General features: G+C 72.3%; 23 protein-coding genes and 1 riboswitch. Of the genes, 10 read left to right on the top strand and 13 right to left on the bottom strand.

Going from position 1 to position 22,724, the window contains the following annotated elements; genetic code table 11:
* The first annotated feature begins 187 nt into the window (after positions 1-187).
* Complete coding sequence (locus tag ABEB06_RS29200) at positions 188-562, top strand: ArsR/SmtB family transcription factor (protein WP_345699883.1); 375 nt, start codon at positions 188-190, stop codon at positions 560-562.
* Positions 563-596: 34 nt separating this feature from the next.
* On the top strand, positions 597-1,985 hold the full coding sequence (locus ABEB06_RS29195) for an SRA domain-containing endonuclease (protein WP_486334166.1): 1,389 nt from the start codon (positions 597-599) through the stop codon (positions 1,983-1,985).
* Here the strand turns inward: ABEB06_RS29195 and ABEB06_RS29190 are convergent.
* Positions 1,982-2,368: an allophanate hydrolase-related protein gene (locus ABEB06_RS29190; protein WP_345699881.1), complete on the bottom strand. Its 387-nt coding sequence runs from the start codon at positions 2,366-2,368 to the stop codon at positions 1,982-1,984. The genes ABEB06_RS29195 and ABEB06_RS29190 overlap by 4 nt on opposite strands.
* 121 nt (positions 2,369-2,489) lie before the next feature.
* The gene (gene aceB / locus ABEB06_RS29185; RefSeq protein ID WP_345699880.1) at positions 2,490-4,142 is read right to left on the bottom strand and encodes a malate synthase A; all 1,653 of its coding nucleotides are present in this window, start codon (positions 4,140-4,142) and stop codon (positions 2,490-2,492) included.
* Between the two features lie 191 nt (positions 4,143-4,333).
* Between aceB and ABEB06_RS29180 the strand changes: the two genes are divergently transcribed.
* On the top strand, positions 4,334-5,128 hold the full coding sequence (locus ABEB06_RS29180) for an IclR family transcriptional regulator (protein ID WP_345699879.1): 795 nt from the start codon (positions 4,334-4,336) through the stop codon (positions 5,126-5,128).
* 120 nt (positions 5,129-5,248) lie between these two features.
* Here the strand turns inward: ABEB06_RS29180 and ABEB06_RS29175 are convergent, their stop codons facing one another.
* The gene (locus ABEB06_RS29175) at positions 5,249-5,563 is read right to left on the bottom strand and encodes an antibiotic biosynthesis monooxygenase (RefSeq protein ID WP_345699878.1); all 315 of its coding nucleotides are present in this window, start codon (positions 5,561-5,563) and stop codon (positions 5,249-5,251) included.
* Positions 5,564-5,639: 76 nt separating this feature from the next.
* Here ABEB06_RS29175 and ABEB06_RS29170 point away from each other — a divergent pair, with 76 nt between their 5' ends.
* The gene (locus ABEB06_RS29170) at positions 5,640-6,110 is read left to right on the top strand and encodes a hypothetical protein (RefSeq protein WP_345699877.1); all 471 of its coding nucleotides are present in this window, start codon (positions 5,640-5,642) and stop codon (positions 6,108-6,110) included.
* On the opposite strand, the gene ABEB06_RS29165 is transcribed toward ABEB06_RS29170, so the two are convergent.
* Positions 6,111-7,433: a glycoside hydrolase family 16 protein gene (locus ABEB06_RS29165; RefSeq protein ID WP_345699876.1), complete on the bottom strand. Its 1,323-nt coding sequence runs from the start codon at positions 7,431-7,433 to the stop codon at positions 6,111-6,113. It lies immediately after the preceding gene.
* A gap of 3 nt (positions 7,434-7,436) precedes the next feature.
* Positions 7,437-7,616, bottom strand: a riboswitch (cyclic di-AMP (ydaO/yuaA leader).
* Positions 7,617-7,754: 138 nt separating this feature from the next.
* Positions 7,755-9,020, bottom strand: coding sequence for an esterase/lipase family protein (locus tag ABEB06_RS29160; RefSeq protein ID WP_345699875.1), 1,266 nt, complete (start codon positions 9,018-9,020; stop codon positions 7,755-7,757).
* A gap of 213 nt (positions 9,021-9,233) precedes the next feature.
* On the opposite strand from ABEB06_RS29160, the gene ABEB06_RS29155 reads away from it, so the two are divergent.
* The 3 genes from ABEB06_RS29155 to ABEB06_RS29145 all read left to right on the top strand — a co-directional run bounded on the left by ABEB06_RS29155 (position 9,234) and on the right by ABEB06_RS29145 (position 13,535).
* Positions 9,234-9,629 (top strand): guanyl-specific ribonuclease, encoded by a 396-nt coding sequence (locus tag ABEB06_RS29155; RefSeq protein WP_345699874.1) that lies wholly within the window; start codon positions 9,234-9,236, stop codon positions 9,627-9,629.
* Between the two features lie 205 nt (positions 9,630-9,834).
* Positions 9,835-13,113 carry a carbohydrate binding domain-containing protein gene (locus tag ABEB06_RS29150; RefSeq protein ID WP_345699873.1) on the top strand — a complete coding sequence of 1,093 codons (3,279 nt, stop codon included), beginning with the start codon at positions 9,835-9,837 and terminating at the stop codon, positions 13,111-13,113.
* Positions 13,114-13,208: 95 nt separating this feature from the next.
* Entirely contained in the window at positions 13,209-13,535 is a 327-nt protein-coding gene (locus ABEB06_RS29145) for a MoaF-related domain-containing protein (protein WP_345699872.1), read from the top strand.
* On the opposite strand, the gene ABEB06_RS29140 is transcribed toward ABEB06_RS29145, so the two are convergent.
* From ABEB06_RS29140 to ABEB06_RS29130, 3 genes are all read right to left on the bottom strand, one after another.
* Complete coding sequence (locus ABEB06_RS29140) at positions 13,522-14,088, bottom strand: hypothetical protein (protein WP_345699871.1); 567 nt, start codon at positions 14,086-14,088, stop codon at positions 13,522-13,524. The two genes, ABEB06_RS29145 and ABEB06_RS29140, sit on opposite strands and share 14 nt — an antisense overlap.
* Positions 14,085-15,269 (bottom strand): alpha/beta hydrolase, encoded by a 1,185-nt coding sequence (locus ABEB06_RS29135; RefSeq protein WP_345699870.1) that lies wholly within the window; start codon positions 15,267-15,269, stop codon positions 14,085-14,087. The genes ABEB06_RS29140 and ABEB06_RS29135 overlap by 4 nt, the downstream gene beginning before the upstream one ends.
* 148 nt (positions 15,270-15,417) lie before the next feature.
* Positions 15,418-15,885 carry a histidine phosphatase family protein gene (locus tag ABEB06_RS29130; RefSeq protein WP_345699869.1) on the bottom strand — a complete coding sequence of 156 codons (468 nt, stop codon included), beginning with the start codon at positions 15,883-15,885 and terminating at the stop codon, positions 15,418-15,420.
* A gap of 369 nt (positions 15,886-16,254) precedes the next feature.
* Between ABEB06_RS29130 and ABEB06_RS29125 the strand changes: the two genes are divergently transcribed.
* Both ABEB06_RS29125 and ABEB06_RS29120 read left to right on the top strand, forming a co-directional pair.
* On the top strand, positions 16,255-16,473 hold the full coding sequence (locus ABEB06_RS29125; protein WP_345699868.1) for a CbtB domain-containing protein: 219 nt from the start codon (positions 16,255-16,257) through the stop codon (positions 16,471-16,473).
* 23 nt (positions 16,474-16,496) lie between these two features.
* Entirely contained in the window at positions 16,497-17,252 is a 756-nt protein-coding gene (locus ABEB06_RS29120) for a CbtA family protein (RefSeq protein WP_345699867.1), read from the top strand.
* Positions 17,253-17,280: 28 nt separating this feature from the next.
* Here ABEB06_RS29120 and ABEB06_RS29115 read toward each other — a convergent pair whose 3' ends face one another.
* The 4 genes from ABEB06_RS29115 to ABEB06_RS29100 all read right to left on the bottom strand — a co-directional run bounded on the left by ABEB06_RS29115 (position 17,281) and on the right by ABEB06_RS29100 (position 20,815).
* A complete protein-coding gene (locus ABEB06_RS29115) occupies positions 17,281-18,144 on the bottom strand; it encodes a universal stress protein (protein ID WP_345699866.1) in 864 nt (287 codons plus the stop codon).
* Between the two features lie 48 nt (positions 18,145-18,192).
* A complete protein-coding gene (locus tag ABEB06_RS29110; RefSeq protein WP_345699865.1) occupies positions 18,193-19,842 on the bottom strand; it encodes a bifunctional aspartate transaminase/aspartate 4-decarboxylase in 1,650 nt (549 codons plus the stop codon).
* A 9-nt stretch (positions 19,843-19,851) separates the two neighbouring features.
* Positions 19,852-20,214, bottom strand: a complete 363-nt coding sequence (locus ABEB06_RS29105; protein WP_345699864.1) for a DUF488 domain-containing protein — start codon at positions 20,212-20,214, stop codon at positions 19,852-19,854.
* Between the two features lie 163 nt (positions 20,215-20,377).
* Entirely contained in the window at positions 20,378-20,815 is a 438-nt protein-coding gene (locus ABEB06_RS29100; protein ID WP_345699863.1) for a group III truncated hemoglobin, read from the bottom strand.
* Positions 20,816-20,924: 109 nt separating this feature from the next.
* Between ABEB06_RS29100 and ABEB06_RS29095 the strand changes: the two genes are divergently transcribed.
* Positions 20,925-21,914, top strand: a complete 990-nt coding sequence (locus ABEB06_RS29095) for an aldo/keto reductase (protein ID WP_345699862.1) — start codon at positions 20,925-20,927, stop codon at positions 21,912-21,914.
* A gap of 52 nt (positions 21,915-21,966) precedes the next feature.
* Here the strand turns inward: ABEB06_RS29095 and ABEB06_RS29090 are convergent, their stop codons facing one another.
* Positions 21,967-22,542 carry a winged helix-turn-helix domain-containing protein gene (locus ABEB06_RS29090; protein ID WP_345699861.1) on the bottom strand — a complete coding sequence of 192 codons (576 nt, stop codon included), beginning with the start codon at positions 22,540-22,542 and terminating at the stop codon, positions 21,967-21,969.
* Positions 22,543-22,724 lie beyond the last annotated feature (182 nt).

The raw sequence follows: 22,724 nt of genomic DNA, 5'->3' as shown, positions 1-22,724 counted from the left end.
GGGCCCGCTCCGTCCTGGAAGCCGACATCGCCCACCGCGGCCGGATCCTCTCCGAGCACGGCGCCGAAGCCCTCTTCGCCGGCCTCGACCACCGGCTCTCCTGGCACAGCGGCGTCCTGCGCCTGCACGACCCCACCGTCCAGGCCATCGGCACCACCATCGAGGTCGCCGGCCACGGCATGGCCTGATGCCCACCCTCTTCGCCCTCGGCGCCCAGACCGACATCATCCAGGGCGGGCCGCCCCTGCTCACCTACCCCGCCCGCGGCAAGGCCACCATGGCCGAGAACCTCTCCGCCGTCCCCGTCCCCGCCTCCCCCCTCGCCAACCTCATCGGCGCACCCCGCGCCCGCCTCCTCACCCTCCTCGCCTCCACCATCGAACTCGCCCACCGCCTCGGCGTCACTCCCGGCGCCGTCAACCGCCACCTGACCGCCCTCACCGCCGCCAGCCTCCTCACCCGCACCCGCCACGGCCGCAGCGTCCTCTACGCCCGCACCCCCTCACCACCGCCGGCTGAGATTCCCCAACGGCACGGGTTTCAGTGCGAGATGGTGGAATGATCGGCCACGAGCGGCTTCGCAGAGGGGCGTGGGGATGAGCAGAGCAGATCTGATCGAGCGCGTGGGCAAGCTGAAGCCGGCGGAGCGTGCCGGCAGCACAGCGCAGCACCGTGCGCTTCTGCTGTTGTGGACTCTCGGTCAGGCCACACAGGGGCAGTCCCGACTTCAGCCTTGGCAGGTGATCGAGCCGCAACTGACCGAGCTCATCAAGCACTTCAGCGACCCAGCTGACCCTCAGCAGGTGGCCGCAGCAACCTTCTTGGCGCTTAGCCAAGACAGGCTCTGGGAGGTCTCAGGCCCAGCGGCTCGTCCCCTGGTGGAATCATTGAACGCCACTAACCCACTCGCGGGGATGGCGGAGGACGACCACCTTCTCTTGCTCAACGAGCGAGGCCTGGCCGCCGAGCTCGCGGCGCTGCTGATCCTGCGGTTCTTCAACCCGCTGCCGGAGACGCTGCTGAGCGCGACTGGGCTCGACCAGCTGATGGCCGGCCGGGTGACCGCCTGGCTCCGGCCGAGCGTGGGCGATCAGTTCGAGAACCGCAAAGCGATTGCCAGTTGGTTCGGGGGGCAGGACGTCGCTGGCATCGTGCAACTGCGCGATGGAGTCCTGAGCTGCTTCTCGAAGGACGACGGTCCGTATCGCGATGGACGGATCGAGGGCACCAACTGGATCAGCTACATCGGCAATGGTCGGGATGGTGACCAGAAGCTGACCCTGGGAAACAAGCTGCTGTCGACCTATCAGAAATCTCAACGAGCCTTCCGCTTCTGGCACAAGCCCGTCAATGGCCCGTTCAACTTCGAGAGCTGGGCAGTCGTGGTGCAACAGCGCCTGCAATGGGGACACGACCAGAACGGAAACCGGCGCAAGGAGTACGTCTGGGTGCTGGCACCCGTACCGTCTCCACTGCGTGACCACTGGCCGCCAGAGCTGATCGAGATCCTGGAGTCCGAGCGAGGCGTGGTTCACGACGATGCAGACTTCGTTCCGTTGGACCTCATGGATCAGCAACTGACCGAAGCGCAGAAGTATCGCTCGCTGTGCTCGGCAGCGCGACGGACGGCGGAACGCAGAGAGGGCCAGGGCAGCAGCACTCTGACCACGGTTGAGCGTCAACTGCGTTCAGCAGCGGCCCGACAAGCGGTGATTCTCCGCTCGCAGGGTGCGTGCGAGAACCCGGACTGCCGAGGCCACTGGTCAGAGCGGACAGCCACTGGCGCGCCGATTCTGGAGGTGGATCACGTGAATGGGCTCGCCCGCACCGGTCAGGACGAGCCCGAGTTCATGATTGCCTTGTGCCCGAACTGCCACGCGTTGAAGACGCGCGGGGCCAACCAGCACGCCCTGACGCAGACGCTTCGAACACGGGCCAAGGAGCTGCACGCGGCATTCGTGGCGCAGGACGCCACCTTCAGCTAGGCCTCGCGGCCGAGGGTGGCGAGGTAGGGGCGCCAGCCGCCGTGCTCCGTGATCTCGTGGTGGACGCCGCGCTCGAGTTCGCCGCGGGCGAGGAGCATGGAGAGGCAGGGGGTGCCGTCGGCGAGGGTGATGACGCCGAGTTCGAGTTCGCGGGGTTCGCCGGGGAGGATGACGTCGCGCAGGTGCTCGAGGGGTACGTCGTAGAGCTCGCCGTCGATGGCGGTGTCGACGGCGGGGTCGGGGTGGAGGCCGGGGCAGACGTCGCGGATGGAGAAGAAGCGGTAGCCGGGGGCGGTGCGGACCGGGCCGATCAGGTAGTCGGCGACCGAGTCGTGGAGCGGTCCGCCGACCATCGCCTGGCCGTTGAAGAAGATGCGTGCCATGAGGAGCTCCGAACAGCGCCGTTCCGTACGGCCACCGCGGGGGGCCGTACGGAACGGAGTGGTTGAGGGTTGTTGACCTGCCGGAGTGGCAGGGGTGGTGGGGTGGCCCGGTCGGTAGGTTCTAGTCGAGGAGGGCGAGCGCCGGCAGGGTGAGGAAGTCGACGAAGTCGTCGGCGAGGGCGACCTTTTCGAAGAGGCGGGCGGCCTCGGGCCAGCGGCCGGCGGCGTAGGCGTCGTCGCCGAGTTCGGTGCGCAGGGCGGCGAGCTCTTCGGCGACGAGGCGGCGGACGAGCTCGGCGGTGGCCTTCTCGCCGGTGTCGGCGAGGACGACGCCGTTGTGGATCCACTGCCAGATCTGCGAGCGGGAGATCTCGGCGGTGGCGGCGTCCTCCATCATGTTGAAGATGCCGACGGCGCCGAGGCCGCGGATCCAGGCCTCGATGTAGCGGACGCCGACCTGGACGGCGTTGTGCAGGCCGGCCTCGGTGCAGGTGCCGCCGGCGCCGGCGATGTCGAGGAGCTGCTCGGCGGTGACGGGCTCGGCGGGGCCGGGGTTGTCCTTCTGGTTGGGGCGCTCGCCGAGGACGGCGTCGAAGGAGGCGCGGGCGACCGGGACGAGGTCGGGGTGGGCGACCCAGGAGCCGTCGAAGCCGTTGCCGGCCTCGCGGTCCTTGTCGGCCTTGACCTTCTCCAGGGCGGCGGCGTTGACCTCGGGGTCCCTGCGGGAGGGGATGAAGGCGGCCATGCCGCCGATGGCGTGGGCGCCGCGGCGGTGGCAGGTCTGCACCAGCAGGCGGGTGTAGGCGGCCATGAACGGCGAGGCCATGGTGACGGTGTTGCGGTCGGGCAGGATGTAGTGCTCGCCGGCGTCGCGGAAGTTCTTGACGATGGAGAACAGGTAGTCCCAGCGGCCGGCGTTGAGGCCCGCGGCGTGCTCGCGCAGTTCGTAGAGGATCTCCTCCATCTCGAACGCGGCGGTGATGGTCTCGATCAGCACGGTGGCGCGGATGGTGCCGTGCGGGATGCCGAGTTCGGCCTGGGCGTGGGTGAAGACGTCGTTCCACAGCCGGGCCTCGAGGTGGCTCTCGGTCTTCGGCAGGTAGAAGTACGGGCCGGAGTTGGGGTCCTCGGGGCCGCGGGCGAGCAGCCGGGCGGCGTTGTGGAAGAAGTACAGGCCGAAGTCGAAGAAGGCGCCGGCGACCGGGGTGCCGTCGACCAGCAGGTGGTTCTCGTCGAGGTGCCAGCCGCGGGGGCGGACCACGACGGTGGCGAGCTGGTCGGCGGGCTTGAGGGTGTAGGCCTTGCCCTGGGGGGAGGTGAAGTCGATCCGGCCCTCGTAGGCGTCGATCAGGTTGATCTGGCCGGAGACCACGTTCTCCCAGGTGGGGGCGGTGGCGTCCTCGAAGTCGGCGAGCCAGACCTTGGCGCCGGAGTTGAGGGCGTTGATGACCATCTTGCGGTCGGTGGGGCCGGTGATCTCGACCCGGCGGTCCTGGAGGGCGCGGGGCGCCTCGGCGACCTGCCAGTCGCCCTCGCGGACGGCGGCGGTGTCGGGGAGGAAGTCGAGGGTGCCGGCGGCGGCGATCTCGGCCCGGCGGGTCTTGCGTCGGGCCAGGAGTTCCTGACGGCGGCCCTCGAAGGCGCGGTGGAGGCCCACGACGAAGGCGACGGCCTCCGGGGTGAGCACCTCCTCGGCGCGGGGGACGCGCGGACCGGCGACAGTGACGACCGGGGCGGCGGGGGCAGCGCCGAGTGGTCCCTGATCTGCAGCCATGGGCAGGACACTCCTTGGACGGTTGTGATCGCTCGGGATGTTCCGGTGGGAACTTCCCGGATCCGAACCCTGCCTACCGGCGGGTTCTGTTCTGTAAGGTGGAGACTAGTTTCCGCGATACAGAATTTCAACGGTTTGTTGAGCTAGATCGCAGGGACTCTACTCCTCCTCCGACAGTGAAGGGAACGCCGGTGGTCAGCACCCCCGCCACAGCTCCGACAGGCAACGACCGCGCGGGCGGCGGCGTGCAGTCGGTCGAGCGCGCCTTCCTGTTGCTGGAGGCGCTGGCCGACTCGGGCGGCATCGCCACCCTGAGCGAGCTCTCCACCACCTCCGGCCTGCCGATGCCGACCATCCATCGCCTGATCCGTACCCTCGTTCAGCAGGGCTATGTCCGGCAGGACACGGCGCGCCGGTACACGCTCGGCCCGCGGCTGATCCGGCTCGGCGAGACGGCCGGCCGACTGCTCGGCAGCTGGGCCCGCCCGTACCTGACCGAGCTGATGGAGGCCACCGGCGAGACCGCGAACCTGGCCGTCCTGGAGGGTGGCGAGGTGGTGTACGTCGGGCAGGTGCAGTCCCGCCGCTCGATGCGGATGTTCACCGAGGTCGGCCGCCGGGTGCAGCCGCACTGCACCGGCGTGGGCAAGGCGCTGCTCGCCCAGCTGCCCGAGGAGGAGGCCAGGGCGCTGCTCGGCACCGGCCCGCTGCAGGCGCACACCGCGTACACCGTGACCGACCCGCAGGACCTGATCGCCCAGCTGGGCGCGGCCCGCGAGTCCGGGTACGTGGTGGACGACCAGGAGCAGGAGATCGGGGTGCGCTGCATCGCGGTCGCGGTGCCGGGCGCGCCGACGCCGACCGCGCTGTCGGTCTCCGGCCCGGAGGCGCGGATCCGCGCGCTGGAGGCGCAGGCGGACAGCGCGGCGCTCGTCCCGGTGATGCGTCAGATCGCCTCCCGGCTCGGCGAGGTGCTCGCGCCGTAGCGCGGACGGCGTGCCGTAGCACGGACGGCGTGCCGTAGCGCGGACGGCACGACGCAGCACGGACGGCGCGACGTAGCACGGACGGCGCGACAGGACGGACGGGACGGGGCGCCGACCGTGTCAGTTGGACAGGTCGAGGTCGCCGACCTGGGCGACCGTCACCTCGAAGACGGCGAGCACCGGATCGGCCCCGGCCTCGCGGAACAGGCGCGGCGCGGCGGCGGTCTTGGGGTCGGCCCGGACGGCCTCCAGGGTGGCCAGGTCGCGCCACAGGCTCTGGATCCGCCAGTGCCGGTCGCCGCCCTTGAGCAGCTCGGTGCGCAGCAGCCCCTCCGGCAGCGGGCCGGCCACCAGCTGCCGGTACGCCTCGACGAACGCGGTCTCCCGTTCGGCCGCGACCGCGCCGCTCACCTCGCTCAACACGCGACCAGTCATCGTGTCCACCTCCGCTCGACAGGGCGTGCGCCACTACTGTGAGTATGCAGGCGGGTGCCGACAGTGGGAGTGGAGCATGGCCGTGCGGGTGATGCGGGCGCTGGTGGTCGCGGCGGTGGCGGCCGCGGCTGCCCTGGGGACGACCGGGACGGCGGCGGCGCCCTCGCACGCGGACCTGCAGGTGGTCCGGCTCGATCCGGACCCGGCCGCGCCCGGCGGGCTGACCACGGTGCACGCCTTCGTCGCCAACGGCGGACCGGACCGGACGGCCTCGCCGTTCACCGTGCTGGTCGACCTGCCGGCGGGCTTCACCGCCGAGGGCCCGTTCTTCCCGGACGGCTGCGCCGTCTCGCTCGCCGGCCACCTGGTCCGCTGCACCTTCCCGGCGGGACTGCCGGCGCTGCGGACGGCGACCGCGCTGATCCCGGTCCGGGTGGACGCGCACGTGCCCCCCGGCACGAGGGCCGAGGGGCGCGTACGGGTGACGGGCGCGGACGACGCCGATCAGCGGAACGACCGGACGGCGTTCACGCTCACCGTGAGCTGACTAGCGGTAGACGCGCACCCAGTCGGCGGCGAAGCTGATCGGCGCGGAGCCGGACGCGGCCGGGTGGTACTGGCCGGCGCTCAGCGACAGGTTGAGGATCAGGTACGCGGACCAGCCGGTGCCGACCCCGGTGCCGTCGGAGAACACCTTCTTGCCGTTGACGTACCAGTCGACCGAGTCGGCGCCGTAGTAGGTGCCGATGGTGACCCACTGGTCCTTCGCGATGGCGCTCGCGTCGGTGTAGTACTTCGAGCCGGACTTGACGTGGTTGGTCAGCTCCAGCAGGTTCGGGTTGTCCGGGTGGTACTCGAAGGAGTCGATCTCGCCGTTGCCGTTCTTCCAGGTCCACAGGGCGGGCCAGGCGCCGGTGCCGGCGGGCAGCTTGACCCGGGTCTCGGCGTAGTCGCCGGTCTTCACCTGGAAGCCCTGGGAGGAGTACTCGGTGGTGAGCAGGCCGGTGTCCCAGGCCTGCTTGCCGTTCTCCAGGGTGTGGCTGGACGGCTTGGCGGTGAAGGTGGCGACGCCGCCGGAGACCTGGACGCCGCTGGTGGTCAGCCAGTCGAGCTTGTTGTCGTCCGGGTTGTGGTTGCCGTAGCGGTAGGCGCTGGACTTGTCGCCGGTCCACTTGGAGCCGTACGCGATGGCGCTGTCGAACTCCTCGGACCAGGTCAGTGCCTTGCCCGGGATCGGCGAGCCGGTGGCCGCGGCCGGGGTGGTCGGCGCGGTCGTCGGCGTGGGGGCGGCCGTGGGCGTCGGGGTCGGCGTCGGCGCGGGGGTCGGCTTGACGGTGGGGGCGGGCGCCGGGGCCGGGGTGGCGGCGCCGGCGGCGGCCACGGTGAGGGTGCGCGAGGGCAGGTTGTGCCAGGCGTTCGCCGAGTCCTGCCAGAAGCCGAACTGGGTGTAGGTGCCGGCCGGCAGGGTGCGGGCGGCGCTGGTGAAGGTGGTGCCGCCCGGGCAGATCTGCACGTTGCTCGCGTTGCCGGGGAAGTCCAGGTTCCGCCCGGCGGCGTCGCGCACGCCGACGCCGAGCGTCTTGGCGGTGAAGCAGGACGAGGAGTGGACGGTCAGCGAGGCGGTGGTCGGGACGGCGGCGGTCATCGACTCCGGGGCGAGGCGGTCCTGGGTGACGGTCGCGGCGGTGGACGTGGTTCCGGCAACGGTGGCGGTCGTGGGGGCCGCGGTCGTCGGGGCGTTCCAGACGGACGGGGTGGTCCAGGCGGACGGGTTGAACCAGGCGGCCTGGGCGCTGCCGGCGAGCGGCGCGCCGATCAGGGCGGCGGCACCGGCGACGGCGCCGATGCGGGCAGGACGGGAGAGGCGCATGACGGGGTTCCTCCGCGACGCCTGCGAGGTGAGCTGTCGGGTTCGGGCCCTGAGGCGGCCCGGCCGCGCGTGCGTGCGGCTTCACCCCTAGCCGTGTCCGGCCGTCCCGGAGGGAGCGGAGGGCATGGCGACGTACCTGTGGGTCCCCCGCTCCTGTCCAGTGGTGGTCAGCGAAAGCCCCCGGCGGGTGGACAGGATTCGGCGTCCCGGCGGCGGCGTGCCCGGTGCGAGCACCCGAGCAGGCTAGACAGATTGTCGACAGAGCGACAACCGGCCCGGGAGAGACAAGCGTCACACCGCGGGCCGGCGGGATCGCCCTGGTCAGGTGAGCCAGGAGGTGATCTGCTGGACGGCGGCCGGGGCCCAGGCGAGCTCCATGTGGTTGAGGCCGCCGAGCAGCGCGGTGCCGCCGACGGTGGGGATGCCGGTGGTGTCCAGGGCGCTGGCCGTGAACACCAGGCCGTCGCTCGGGCCGCGGCCCTCGTTGAGGATCCCGGGGATGTCGGCCGAGCCGCCGGCCAGCAGGTAGCTGCGCACCGAGGCGGGGACGCCGGCCCGCTGCAGCGCGGCGATCAGCGACCCGGCGTCGATCGCGGCCTGGATGCCCTGGCCGGAGGTGTAGAAGCCCTGGCCGCCGTAGTAGGTGGTCCACCAGTCCTGGGCGGTGGAGTCGAGGCCGTACCGGCCGTCCCAGCGGGCGAGCAGCTGGCGCTGGCCGGGGAAGCAGTCGTACCCGCCGCTGGGCAGCACGCCGAGGCAGGGCTGCGCGGTGTAGCTGCCGTAGCAGGTCATGTACAGGTGCGGGGAGGGCGCGTTGGCGGTGCCGCCGCAGGCCGGCCAGGTGGCCGGCGAGAAGGCCCAGCCGTGGGCGTACGTGTAGTCCAGGCCGCCGTGCGGGCCGCCGAGGGTGATCAGGCGCCGGACGTCCCCGGCGTAGGCCCAGCCCCAGGACGGCCGGACCGAGGAGACGTACGCGCGGGCCGCGACCTCGCCCTTGCTCCAGGCGACCACGTCGACCTGGGTGACCCCCAGCCTGGCCCGGACCAGCGCGATCGCGTCGCCGACCGCCTGGGCCTGGAGCAGGTTGTCGCCCTGCTTGTGGGCGAAGCCGATCGCGAAGACCCGGTGGCCGGAAGCGGCCAGGCTCTGCGCCAGGCCGGTGGAGGGGCAACTGGCCGCGCCGCAGCTGCCGGTGGCGCCGGGGTCGGCCCAGGCCCGGTCGGCGTTGTCGTTGGCGCCGTGCACCAGCAGGACGGGGGTGGCGATCGGGCCGGTGTTCCAGCCGGTGGCGCTGTGGAGCAGGAAGCGGCCGGAATAGGGCTGCCGGACGCCGCCGAACCAGGTCAGCCGGGCGCCGTCCTGGTCGCCGCGGCCGTCCGGCGGGTACTGCTCGGCGCGGAAGCCGGTGGTGGTGTCCAGGTAGCGCTCGACCCGGTCCCAGCCGTTGCCGGGCGCGGTGAAGACGGCCTCCTGCGTGAGGTACGGGGGCGCGGCGGCGTGGGCGGAGACCGTGCCGACGCCGACGTCGAGCAGCAGCAGGGCGGCGGTGAGCAGGGCGGTGCACAGGGACCTGACGGGGTGGGGCATCAGGGGTCGCCTCCTCGGGGGCGGCAGGGTGGCGTGGAGTCAGGTCACGGTAGGCGCGGCGCGGCCCCGGACCCATGTGACAGGACCACACCGAGCGCTCGCTGCTGATGGCGGACCGCCACAAGTCCCCTGGGTTCCCGGCGAGTTACCCGAAGATGAAAAATTGCGGCAACGCCTTTCGCGCGGACCTGACAAGCCTCCACACTGACTCACATGCGAATCACTCTACGCGCGTTGAAGACCCGCGCCGCTTCCGTCGTCGCCGTCGGCGTGCTGACCCTGGCCCCGACCGCCGTGTTCGCCACCGACGCCCACGCCACCGTCTCCGGGAACGTGTGCCGCACCGCCCTGCCGAGCCAGGCCCGGGACACCCTGGCCCTGATCGACAAGGGCGGCCCGTTCCCCTACTCGCAGGACGGCGCCGTCTTCCAGAACAGAGAGGGCGTCCTGCCGGCCAAGTCCAGCGGCTACTACCACGAGTACACCGTGATCACCCCGGGCAGCTCCACCCGCGGCGCCCGACGGATCGTCACCGGCGCCGTCTACCACGAGGACTACTACACCTCGGACCACTACGCGACCTTCTACAAGGTCAACTGGAGCTGCTGACCCGAGCGCTTCTCCCCCGCCCGCCCGCCCCGCTTCCCCCGGGGCGGGCGGGCCCTTTTCGTCGCGGTCGGTCCGCGACTCTTTACGTGGCGTTGACGGCTCGGTACGCTCCCCGCAACATCTTGCAGGAACTTGCGCAAGAGGACCCTCATCCCCCACCCGACAGGCCGCGCCCCCAATCGCGGCCCGCCACGAGGAGTCCCCTGTGGACCATCGACCCCGCCGCGTGCGGCGGCGCCATCCGATCCTGGCCGTCCTCGCGGTCATCGCCGGCCTGGTCGCCGCGCTGCTGCCGGCCATCACGGCGCACGCCGCCACCACCGCCACCGTCTACTACAAGCCGGCCGCCGGCTGGACCGCCGTCAACCTCCACTGGGCCCCCACCGGCGGCGCCTGGACCACCTCGCCCGGCGTCGCCATGACGCCCGCCTGCACCGGCTGGTACAGCAGGACCGTCGACCTCGGCACCGCCACCGGCCTGCAGGCCACCTTCAACAACGGCTCCGGCACCTGGGACAACCGCGGCGGCGCCAACTACCAGCTCGGCAGCGGCATCTCGGCCGTCTCCGGCGGCACCGTCACCACCACCGACCCGTGCGCCGCCGCCACGCCCACCTCCGCCACCGTCTACTACTGGACGGCCACCAAGAACTGGTCCGCCTACTACCTGCACTGGGCGGCCACCGGCGGCACCTGGACCACCTCACCCGGCACGAGGATGGCGGCCGCCTGCACCAACTGGGTCAAGCTCACCGTCGACCTGGGGACCTCCCCGACCTGGCAGGCGACCTTCAACAACGGCGCCGGCACCTGGGACAACAACGGCGGCACCAACTACCAGCTCGGCACCGGCCTGATCACCGTCAAGGACGGTGCGGTCGCCCACTCCGACCCCTGCGCCGACGCCCCGCCGCCGGCCACCGGCACCCCGGCGACCGTCTGGTACTCCACCGCCACCGTCGGCTGGTCCACCGTCAACCTGCACTGGGCGCCCACCGGCGGCACCTGGACCACCGCCCCCGGCATCGGCATGGACGCCGCCTGCACCGGCTGGGTGAAGAAGACCGTCGACCTCGGCACCGCCACCACCTGGCAGGCCGCCTTCAACAACGGCAACGGCACCTGGGACAACAACAACGGCGTCAACTACCAGCTCGGCGCGGGCAACTCCACCGTCAAGGACCGCACGGTGACCGCCTCCGCGACCGACCCGTGCGCCGCCGTCGTCCCCGACACCACCGCGCCGAGCGTGCCCACCGGGGTCACCGCCACCGCCAACGCCACCGCCGTGGTGCTCACCTGGACCGCCTCCACCGACAACACCGGCGTCACCGGCTACCAGGTCACCCGCACCGGCGGCACCAAGGGCACCTCGGTGGTCAACACCACCTCCACCGTCTACTCGGAGACCGGCCTGGAGGCCGCCACCGCGTACTGCTGGACCGTCAAGGCCCTGGACGCCGCGGGCAACCTCTCCGCCGCCTCGGCCCAGTCCTGCGCCACCACCGGGAGCGCTCCCCCGCCCGCCGCGGGCGGCACCCCGCTCGGCGGCGACCCGCGCAAGAACCCGATCTACTTCGTCCTCACCGCCCGCTTCAACGACGGCGACAGCGCCAACAACCGCGGCGGCAGCCAGGACGTCAAGTCCGGCAACGCGGCGGGCGGCGACCCGATGTTCCGCGGCGACTTCAAGGGCCTGGTCGACAAGCTCGACTACGTCAAGGGCCTGGGCTTCTCCGCGATCTGGATCACCCCGGTGGTGCTCAACCGCTCCGACTACGACTACCACGGTTACCACGGCTACGACTTCTACAAGGTCGACGCCCGCTTGGAGTCGGCCGGCGCCTCCTACCAGGACCTGATCAACGCCGCCCACGCCAAGGGCATCAAGATCTACCAGGACGTGGTCTACAACCACAGCTCCCGCTGGGGTGCCAAGGGCCTGTTCACGCCGACCGTGTACGGCGTGCGCGACAGCCAGTGGTCCTGGTACTACGACCAGCCGAACGCGAACTTCACCTACGACGGCCTGACCGTGGACCCGGTCTCCGGGAAGTCGTACTACAACGGCGACATGTGGTCGACCGCCGAGCCGGCCGGCAACACCTGCGTCAACTGGGGCAAGGCCACCGCGTACAAGAGCGCCGAGGGCTACACCATCTACAACTGCCAGTGGCCCAACCCCACCTCCGGCATGTTCCCGAAGGCCCTCTACCACCAGTGCTGGATCGGCAACTGGGAGGGCGAGGACTCCCGTTCCTGCTGGATCCACGAGGACCTGGCCGACTTCAACACCGAGAACGCCGTCGTCCAGCAGTACCTGATCGGCGCCTACAACAAGTACATCGACATGGGCGTCGACGGCTTCCGGATCGACACCGCCGTGCACATCCCCCGGGTCACCTGGAACCGGCGCTTCCTGCCCGCCATCCACGACGAGGTCAACCGCAAGTTCGGCGCCGACAAGGCGGGCAGCTTCTACGTCTTCGGCGAGGTCGGCGCCTTCGTCAACGACAAGTGGAACCGCGGCTCGGTCAACCACTCCGCGCAGTTCTACACCTGGAAGGAGCGCAAGGAGTACACCACCGACGACGTGCAGGCCGCCCTCGACCAGTACGACTACGAGGAGCAGCTCGGCACCGGCGCCCAGCCGACCAGCAACAACGCCTTCCTCAGCGGCAACAGCTACCACGCGCCGGACCACAGCCGGTTCAGCGGCATGAACGTCATCGACATGCGGATGCACATGAACTTCGGTGACGCCTCCAACGCCTTCAACAACGGCAAGGACTCCGACGACAGCTACAACGACGCCACCTACAACGTCGTCTACGTCGACAGCCACGACTTCGGCCCCAACAAGTCCAGCACCCGCTACGCGGGCGGCACCGACGCCTGGGCCGAGAACATGGCGCTGATGTGGACCTTCCGCGGCATCCCCACCCTGTACTACGGCTCGGAGATCGAGTTCCAGGCCGGGAAGCAGATCGACTGCGGCCCGACCTGCCCGCTCGCCACCACCGGCCGCGCCTACTACGGCGACAGGATCGCCGGCACGGTCACGGCCTCCGACTACTCGGTGGTCTCCTCGGCCACCGGGGCGGTCGCCGACACCCTGTCCAAGCCGCTGGTCAAGCAGGTGCAGCGGCTCAACCAGATCCGCCGGGCGATCCCCGCCCTGCAGATGGGCCAGTACTCCACCGAGGGCGTCACCGGCGACATGTCCTTCAAGCGCCGGTACACCGACGCCGCGAGCGGCGTCGACAGCTTCGCGCTGGTCGCCGTCACCAACGGCGCCACCTTCACCGGCATCCCCAACGGCACCTACAAGGACGCCGTCACCGGTGACGTGAGGACCGTCACCAACGGCACCCTGTCCGTCGCCGCCTCCGGCAAGGGCAACCTGCGGGTCTACGTGCTCGACCTGGGCGGGAAGAACGCCGCCCCGGGCAAGATCGGCACGGACGGGCCGTACCTGAAGTAACCGGATGGCGGACCCGAAGTCCGCTAGGTTGGTGGGTGCGGCCGGGACTCGGCCGTACCCACCGACCGCTTTTCTCCAGAGGACGAGCCCAGACCATGACCGCCGCCCTGCCGGGCTTCGCCGGCCGCACCTACCTCTTCGAGGTCGACAACGGCGCCGCCTTCCGCAACGCCTACTCCGCCGACGGACGGCGGCTGCGCTGGGAGGGCCTCGGCGAGTCCGCCGGCCAGTGGGAGGACGTCAGCCTCCATGTCGCCGAGGTCGCGCCGCTGGTCTACTTCGTCAGCTGGACCGAGAAGAGCGGCATCACCGTCAGCCACGTCATGGACCTCAACGCCCTCACCGTCAAGGTCTTCTGGACCTGGGAGGGCGAGGGCGGCCGGGTCGGCGAGCTCCACACCGGGACCCTCACCCCGGCGTAGCCGCCCACCGCGGCGCCTCGTCGTCCGGGTCGTCCGGGCTGGTGAACCGGAACGGCACGCCCAGGTGCTCGGCCAGCGCCCGGCCGGCCCGCTGCGCGGCCACCGAGTACGGCAGGCGGTGGGCCTCGGCCTCGGCGGTGCCCAGGTACTTCTCCGCCGTGTGCCAGTAGATGGTGGCGAGCCGCTTCTCGTTCTCGCACCGAGGGTTCTCGGCGACGGCCAGCAGGTGAACGTACCAGCCGGCGGTGGGGTCACCGTCCCAGACCGCCTCGACGTAGGCGATCGATTCGGCGAAGCCGGCGGCCTTGAGCGCCAGGGAGTCCAGGTCGAGCGGGCTGGGCGGGCGGGCGGCGACCCGGTCGCCGTAGTGCTGGTAGCGGTCGCTGACGATCTGCTGCGCGGTAGCGACACCGATGTCGTGGAGCATGAACCCGACGTCGAGGACGACGCCCACCGCGCCCAGCAGCGCGTCCTGCAGGACGTAGCCGTCGATCTCCTCGCGGATGCCGAGGGGGAGGCTCTCCCAATAGGCGGCGCGGTCGGCGGGCTTCACGAGGCGGCCAGGTGCTGGGAGAGGTACTCGAGGGCGGACGGCAGCAGCCGGATCCAGGTCATGTAGTTGTGGCCTCCTTCGGGGACGGTGGCGACGGCCGTGGACATCGGGGGCGTGGCCGCGGCGGTGAAGGCGTCGGTGTCGCGGCGGAAGTCGCCGTCGCCCTTCTCGGCGCCGGCCAGCATCACGGCGACCGGGGGGTGCGGGAGGTTGCCGAGGCGCCACATCAGGTCGGCCTCGTCGCGGCGTTGCCCGCTGCCCTTGAAGAGGTCGCCGGTGGTGACGTCCTCGGCGGCGCGCAGGTAGCCGGAGACCGAGGCGGCGGTGCCGAAGACGTCGGGGTGGCGCATGGCGAGCTTGAGGGCGCAGTAGCCGCCGGTGGAGTTGCCGATCATGCCCCAGGCGCGCGGCCCGGTGGAGACCCGGTAGGTGGCGGCGACGCCGGCGGGCACGTCGCGGGTGAAGTAGGTGTCGGCCTGCGGGCCGTCCGGGACGTCCTCGCACTCGGGGTCGGCGGGCATCGCCGGCGAGGGCCGCATCAGCACCAGGACGGTGGGCTGCATCCGGCCGCTGCGGATCAGGTCGAGCGCGACGCCCGGGTAGTTGAGCCGGGTGATCAGGTTCTTGGCGTCGCCGGGGAAGCCGGTGAGCACGATCAGCGCAGGGAACTTCCGGTCCTGCTGGTCGGCCTGGAAGTACTGCGGCGGCAGGTACACGTAGCCGTCGGTGGACAGCCCGGTACGGGCGCCGGGCAGGCGGACGGCGCGGATCTCGCCGACCACCTTCGGGTCGCGGCCGCGGACCGGGGTCTCCACCGGCTCCTTCCCGCCGAGCTCCCGGGCGGGAAGCGGCGGGACGTGGGCGGGCTCACTGGAGGGGGCGGGTGCGGCCGCGGTGGTCGCGGCAGCCGGCCCGGCCTCCTTGCCGCGGACGCTGACCGGGCCGTCGTCGGCGGTGCCCAGCAGGTCGTCCCAACTGCTGTAGAAGGAGAAGTAGGTGTTGGCGAGCAGCCCGATCAGCGCGAGCACCGTCAGCTGGGTGCCGAGCAGGGCGCCGATCCGGCCGAGCACGCTGCGCCAGTGGCGCCCTGCCAGGGCGGGCCACCAGTAGACGGTGGCGGCCATCGCCGCGACGGCGACCTCGATCACGAACACCAGCAGCGTGCGGCTGGTCAGCCCCATGGCGTCAGAACTCCCCGTACCCGGCGTCCCGGGCTCGCCCCGCTGCGGCCCCGCCGGTCGGTCAAGTATGCCTGCCCGCAGGGGTTCCCCCGTGCCGGACCGCCCGGTTGCCGGCCCGGAGCGGGGTGGCGGGTGCGCGTCCCACCGGTCAGGTGGCGGGGGTGCCGAGGAGGAGGTTCCAGCGGTGGTTGTGGTGGGTGAGGTGGGTGAGGGTGAGGGGCCGGACGTCAAGGCGCCAGAAGGTGGCGGGAGGGAGGCCGAGGGCGGTGACGGTGGCGGCGCGGACGACGGCGGGGTCGACGACGGCGAGGACGCGGCCGCCGGTGGCGGCCTGGCCGGCGAGCCAGTGGGAGACGCGTTCGCAGAGGGCGGCGACGCTCTCGCCGCCGTGCGGGGCGGCGTCGGGATCGGCGAGCCAGGCGGCGAGGCCGGCGGGGGTGTCGGCGGCGAGCCGGTCGAGGGTGCGGCCGCGCCAGTCGCCGAGGTCGAGGTCGGCGAGTTCGGGGGCGGGGGCGGCGTCGAGGCCGAGTGCCTCGGCGGTGGTGCGGCACCGCCGGGAGGGGGCGGTGGCGTACCGCCGGGCGCCGGGGAGGACGGCGTGCACGGGACCGGTCACGGGTTCGTCCGCGCCGAGTCGCGGTTCGCGCGCGTCGTCGAGCGGCGGTGAGAGAAGCATCACCCGTGCCGTCATCCGCCGTCCTCCGTCCCCGTCCCGCCGGCCCGGCCGTGCCGGTGCTGGCCGTGCACGGACGGCCGCGCGTGCTCCCGCGCGCCCCTCCGCACCCCTTGGCCGACCTGTCCGGACACGCTACCGTCACCACGACAAATGACGACGGCGCGACGGAAGTCCGGTGGGAACCCGGCACGGTCGCGCCACTGTGAAACCGCGTCCTGACACCGCGTCAGGGGGGCGGGGAGTCAGACCCGGCGCCGTCGTCCAGTGCTCCATCGAACGGGACGCGTGTTCCCACCAGGAGGTCAGGTCATGGCTCAGTCCATCGCCCCCGCTGCCGCCGATGTTCCGGCGATCGCCCCGATCTCGCTGAAGGCGGTCGCCCCGTGGGCGCTGTTCGTCGGCATGCTGATGCTGGTCCTGCTGTACTTCGTCGGTGCCGAGCAGGGCGCGACCGCGCTGCTCTCCGGCGAGCAGGTGCACGAGTGGGTGCACGACGGCCGGCACCTGCTCGGCTTCCCCTGCCACTGAGTGCCGGGGAGGGTTCCGCAGCGATGAACAATTCCATCTCGGTGCGCTCGCTCCTGGTCCGCGGCATGCTCGCGGGCCTGGTGGCGGGCCTGCTCGCGCTCGCCGTCGCGTACGTGCTCGGCGAGCCCCACATCGACGCGGCGATCGCCTTCGAGGAGTCGCACGCCCACGACCACGGCGGCGGCGAGGAGGAGCTGGTGAGCCGCGCCCTGCAGTCCACTGCGGGCCTGGCCACCGGCGTGCTGGTGTACGCGGTGGCACTGGGCGGCATCGCGGCGCTGGCGTACGCGGTGATGCTCGGCCGGATCGGCCGTTTCTCGCCGCGGGCGACGGCGGCGGTGCTGGCCGGGGCGGCGTTCGTCTCGGTGTACCTGGTGCCGTTCCTGAAGTACCCGGCGAACCCGCCGGCGGCGACCGACCCGGCGACGATCGACGAGCGCACGGGCACGTACTTCCTGATGATCGCGCTCAGCGTGCTGCTCGCGCTGGCGGCGACCGTGGTCGGGCGGCGGCTGGTCCCGCGCCTGGGCACCTGGTGGGCGACGGTCGCGGCGGGTGCCGTGTTCGTGGCGCTGGTGGCCGCGGCGTTCGCGGTGCTGCCGTCCTTCGACGAGGTGCCGGAGCACTTCTCGGCGGAGCTGCTGTACCGGTTCCGGCTGTCGGCGCTGGCCGTGCAGCTGACCCTGTGGACGGCGTTCGGCCTGGTCTTCGGCCACCTCGCGGAGCGCCTGCTCGCCCCGGCGCCGGCGGCCGCGGCGGAGCCCGTCCCGGCCGCGTAGGCCGGATCCGGGGCTGGACCGGGACGGCCTACACCGGGACGACCGCGACCGGGCAGTGGGCGTGGTGGAGGACGGCGTGGACGGCCGTGCCCAGGCGCAGGCCGAAGTGCGGGGCGGGCTGGTGGCGGGAGACGACGAGCAGGGAGGCCTGCTTGGACTCCTCCACCAGCGTGGCCGCGGTGGATCCGGTGAGCTGCCGGACGTCGACCGTGACCTCCGGGTAGTCCTCGCGGACCGGGTCGCACGTCCGGTGGACCAGCTGCTCGTGCAGCCGGGCCTCCTCCCCCAGCTCGTCGATCATCGGGGCCATGTGGCTGACGTCGGCGACCGCCGGTGACCAGGTGTGCAGGGCCTCGACGGGCAGCCCGCGCCGGGCGGCGGCCGCGCAGGCGAACCGCAGGGTGGCCTCGTCGCGCTCGTCGCGCACCGCCACCAGGACCGGCCCGCCGGGCTCGGTGACGCCGCGCACCACGACGACGGGACAGCGCGCGTGGGCGCTCACCCGCAGGCTGACCGAGCCGAGCAGCAGGGACGCGAAGCCGCCGTGGCCGCGGGTGCCGACCACGGCCAGTTCGGCGTGTTCGGCGGCGGTGAGGACGGCTTCGGCGGCGTCGCGCGGGACGACGTCCCCGGTCACCCGGAGTTCGGGGTGGGCGGCGCGGAGCTTGCCGAGCGCCGTGTCGAGCAGGCCCTCGGCGTCGAGCAGGATCAGGTCGGTGACCTTGGCGCTGGTGCGCGGGGAGAGGGTCACCGTGCCGGTGTTGACGGCGTGCACCAGGTGGAGGGCGCAGTCGCGCCGGCCGGCCTCGCGGGCGGCCCACTCGGCGGCGGCCTCGGCGTGCGCCGAGCCGTCGATGCCGGCGACGATCCCGGCGGGGGTCCTGTTGTTCATGATCGGCTCCTGGGGTTTTGCGAAGCCTTTGTCTCCAGGATGCGCCCGTCAGGCCGTGGAGGCCTGCCATTCGTCCCGGTAGTCCTGGAAGATCTGTTCCAGGTGGTGGCCGATCTTGAGGTAGTCGAGGTCGTCCAGGTTGGCGAGCGAGACCCGGACCGACCAGGCGGGGCCGTCGAAGCCGCCGCCGCCCAGCAGGACGACTCCGGTCTGTTCGGCGAGCCGGAAGAGCGGCTCGGTCGGCTCGTAGGTCTGCTCCAGGTAGCGGGCGAAGTCGGCGCCCGCGGTGCGCTCGGCCTCGGTGAGCAGGTCGAGCTCGACGTAGTAGCCGGCCCGCTTCGGGTCCTCGGCGATCCGCATGCCGGAGCCTTCGAGCAGCAGGTCCAGGCGACGGCGGAGGATGCCCCGGATCCGCTCCTTGTAGGCCTTGCCCTCGGGCAGCAGGCCGAAGAGCGAGAACAGGGTCATCTGGGCCTGTTGCGGCAGCGAGAGGCCGGCCGTGTGGTTGAGCGCGACCTGGCGGGAGTCGGCGACCAGGCGGTCGATGAAGCGGAGCCCGCCCGGCTCCAGGGTGAGGGTGCGGTAGCGCTCGGCGAGCCGGGCCTGCTCGACGGCGGGCAGTCGGGCGAGGGCGTCGTCGACGACGTTGTCGCGGTGCAGGCCGATGACGCCGAGGCGGTGGCCGGTGCAGCCGAAGTGCTTGGAGTAGGAGTAGACGAGCAGGGTGTTGCGGGGCAGTTCGGCGGCGAGGGTGCGGAAGCCGTCGACGAAGGTGCCGTAGACGTCGTCGGTGACGATGATCAGACCGGGGTTGTCGCGGGCGACGATGTCCTTGATCTGGCCGGCGACCCGGGCGGAGAGCTCCAGCGACGGCGGGTTGGACGGGTTGACCAGGCAGACCAGCTTGACCGCCGGGTCGGCCAGCTTGGCGACCTCCTCGGTGGGGTAGCGCCATTCGCGGACGCCGGCCGCGGTGAAGCTGGAGGCCTCGACGGTGACCACGTCGAAGTCGTAGTCCTCCAGCCCGGGGATCTCGATGTACGGGGTGAAGACGGGGACCATCAGGGCGATCCGGTCGCCCTTGCGCAGGATGCCGTTGCGCACCAGCGAGTCGAAGACGTAGCACATCGCGGCAGTGCCGCCCTCGGTGGCGAAGAGGTCCAGCCGGTCGGCCGGGGGCCGGCCGGCCATCAGTTCCTCGTGCAGGTAGCCGGTGACGATCCGCTCGGCGTGCACCAGCATCCGGTCGGGGAGCGGGTAGTTGTCGCCGATCGCGGAGTCGGCGAGTTCGTGGACGAGCGCCTCGCGGTCGAGGCCGAAGCGGTCCACGGCGAGCCGGATCGAGTCGGTGAGCAGCTCGATGCCGGGGAGCCCCGGGTTGGTCCGGGCGAAGCGGTCGTAGCGCTCGGCGATGCCCTGCCGTTCGGGCATGCCGCCGAGGTCGTCGGCGGTCCAGACCCGGCGGGACTCGGTGAGGGCGAAGTGGCCGAGGGCGAGCATGGCCTCGCGCGGGCCGGTGGCGATCCAGTTCGGGTTGCCGCGGCCGGCGTTGAGCAGGTGGGCGGCGGACTTCTCCTTCTGGCCGGGCCGGGCCCGCCGGTACGCCTCGGCGAGCTCGATGAACCGGCCCTTCAGCTCGAACGGGCTCAGCTGGGCCAGGCGGCGGATCTCGTCGCGGCTGATCGAAGGCTTGCTCATGCCTCCGGTCTAACACGCGTCCCCGGGTGCCAGGTGCGAGGCGAGGACGGAGGCGTGGCTGCGTGTCGGGTCCTTGACCGCGGTGACCAGGGTGAGCGGGCCGCGGGCGGAGAGGGCGCGCAGCCGGGCGAGTTCGGCGGCGGCCTCCGGTTCGGCCAGCTCCGCCTCGTACCGGCGGACGAACTCCTCCCACTGCCCGTCGGGGCCGTGGAACCAGCGGCGCAGCTCGTCGGAAGGTGTCACGGCCTTCGGCCAGTCGTCGATCGCCGCGTCCTCCTTGCGGATGCCGCGCGGCCACAGGCGGTCGACCAGGACCCGCGGCCCGCCGCCCTCCTCGGGCGGGTCGTACGCGCGGCGCAGGTGCACGGTCACGGTTGCCGCCCCGTGAGCGGCGGGCGGGCGGCGGCGGTGCGCGGGGGCATGGTCCGCACCCTAGGCGGGTGGTGACCGGGGGCGGGGGACCCGGGGGCGGGGCGGCGCGGGTTCCACCCGGGAGGGGGAACCGCCGCCCCGGACCCGTGCCGGGTGGCCGGGCTCAGGTGCGCAGCAGGACGGCGGCGAGCGGGACGAAGCCCTGCCCCGGGCCGTCGGTGTCCGGGCCGGCGGTGCGGCGGAGCATCGCGACGGCGATCCGCTCGCCCTGGGCCTTGGCCCGGTCGGCGAGCGGGCCGGTGTGGGCGCCGTCGACGGCGGCGCGCCAGAGCTGCACCCAGCGCCCGAAGTGCTCGGCGGTGAGCGGCTGCCGCCGGTGCAGGGCCTGGTGGGGGGCGAAGGCGTTGCGCCGGTACTCGGCGGTGCGCAGCAGGGCGCTCTCCCAGAAGTCGGTGATGTGCGGGAGGTGGCGTTCCAGGTCGAGCCGCGCGATCTCGGTGAACCAGGGGCCGATCAGCGGGTCGGCGAAGGCGGCGGCGTAGAAGCGGCGGAGCAGCCGTTCGAGGTCGGCCCGGTCGGTGATGTCGGGGCGGTCGGGCATCCGGGGCTCCTCTCGGGGGCGTCGGGGCCTTCAGGGTACGGCGGGCGGGCGGCGGCCGGACAGGGCCGTTGGTCCCGACCGGCGGGGGTGGCCTGGCAGGATGGGCGCCATGACCTACCTTGCCGCGGATGACCGCTATGCCTCGATGACCTACCGCCGGGCCGGGCGCAGCGGCGTGCAGCTGCCCGCCGTCTCGCTCGGGCTGTGGCACAACTTCGGCGACACCCAGCCGCTGGACGTCCAGCGGGCGGTGCTGCGCCGGGCGTTCGACCGGGGTGTCACCCACTTCGACCTGGCGAACAACTACGGCCCGCCGTACGGCAGTGCGGAGAAGAACTTCGGCACGCTGTTCGCGCAGGACTTCCGCCCGTACCGGGACGAGATGTTCATCGCCTCGAAGGCGGGCTACGACATGTGGCCGGGCCCCTACGGTGACGGCGGCAGCCGCAAGTACCTGCTGGCGAGCCTGGACCAGTCGCTGACCCGGATGGGTCTGGACTACGTGGACGTCTTCTACTCGCACCGCCACGACCCCGACACTCCGCTGGAGGAGACGATGGGGGCGCTGGACTCGGCGGTGCGGTCGGGCCGGGCGCTGTACGCGGGCATCTCCAACTACCCGGCGGAGCAGCACCGGGAGGCGGTGGCGATCCTGCGCGAGCTGGGGACGCCGGTGCTGATGAACCAGGCGCGGTACTCGATCCTGGACCGCGGTCCGGAGGAGGGCCTGCTGGAGGCGGTGGGCGACACCCAGACCTCGCTGATCGCCTACTCCCCGCTGGCGCAGGGCCTGCTGACGGACCGCTACCTGAGCGGTGAGGTGCCGGCCGGGTCGCGGATGTCGGTCGGGCACTTCCTGCGCGAGGAGGCGCTGACCGGCGCGAAGCTGGAGAGGCTGCGGGCCCTGGCGAAGGTCGCCGAGCGGCGCGGTCAGTCGCTGGCGCAGCTGGCGCTGTCCTGGGTGCTGCGGGACGAGCGGGTGGTGTCGGTGATCATCGGCGCGAGCAGCGTGGCCCAGCTGGACCAGAACCTCGACGCGCTGGCGGCCGGTCCGCTGGGCGAGGAGGACCTGGCGGAGATCGACCGGCTCAGCCGCTGACGCGCGCGGAGGGGGTGCGGGGCGTCGGCCCCGCACCCCCTCCGGCGTTCCGTCAGGCCGCGGCGGGCGCGTACTTGTAGCCGACCCGGCGGACGGTGACGATCGAGTCGCGGTAGGCGGCGCCGAGCTTGCGGCGCAGCCGGGCGACGTGGACGTCGACGGTGCGGCCGTCGCCGATGTGGCCGTAGCCCCAGACGGCGTTGACCAGGTGGTCGCGGGTGTGCACCCGGTGCGGGTGCGCGGTGAGGTGGGCGAGCAGCTCGAACTCGAGGTAGGTGAGGTCGAGCGGGCGGCCGTCGGCGTGCGCGGTGCGCCGCTCGGTGTCGACGCTGATGCCGTGGCCGGCCTGGCCGGCCGGGCGCAGCGGCACCACCGGCGCGGGCTCGGGCTGCTCGGCGCGCTCGTCGGGGACGACCACGAGGTAGCCGACCAGCGGCTGCCGGCCGACGGCTCCGAGCTGGGCGAGCAGCGACTGCGGGAGGGCGGACTGCGGGAGGGAGGCCACCACGGTGGCGCCCTCGGGGAGTCCGGCGGGGCGGGGGCGGTGGTCGGTGTCGGCCGGCAGGGACCGGACGGCACGCAGGTGCGGGGTGACGGTGGAGGTGGACTCGAGCAGGTACGACGTCATGGCAGCGACTCTCCGTGAGCGCAGGGATGGATGGGGGCTTGGCGGAGAGTCAGCGACAGCAGGCGCTGCAGAAGAGCGCGTGGTCGATGTACCGGCGGACGGTCAGCACCGGCAGGACGGGGGCGGGCGGCACGGCGGCGCGGGTGCGCGTCGCGGTCATGGCCCCTCCCCCGGGTACGTCG

The sequence above is a fragment of the Kitasatospora terrestris genome (assembly GCF_039542905.1).
Taxonomy (GTDB): domain Bacteria; phylum Actinomycetota; class Actinomycetes; order Streptomycetales; family Streptomycetaceae; genus Kitasatospora; species Kitasatospora terrestris.
This window is presented reverse-complemented; position numbering and strand designations above follow the sequence as displayed.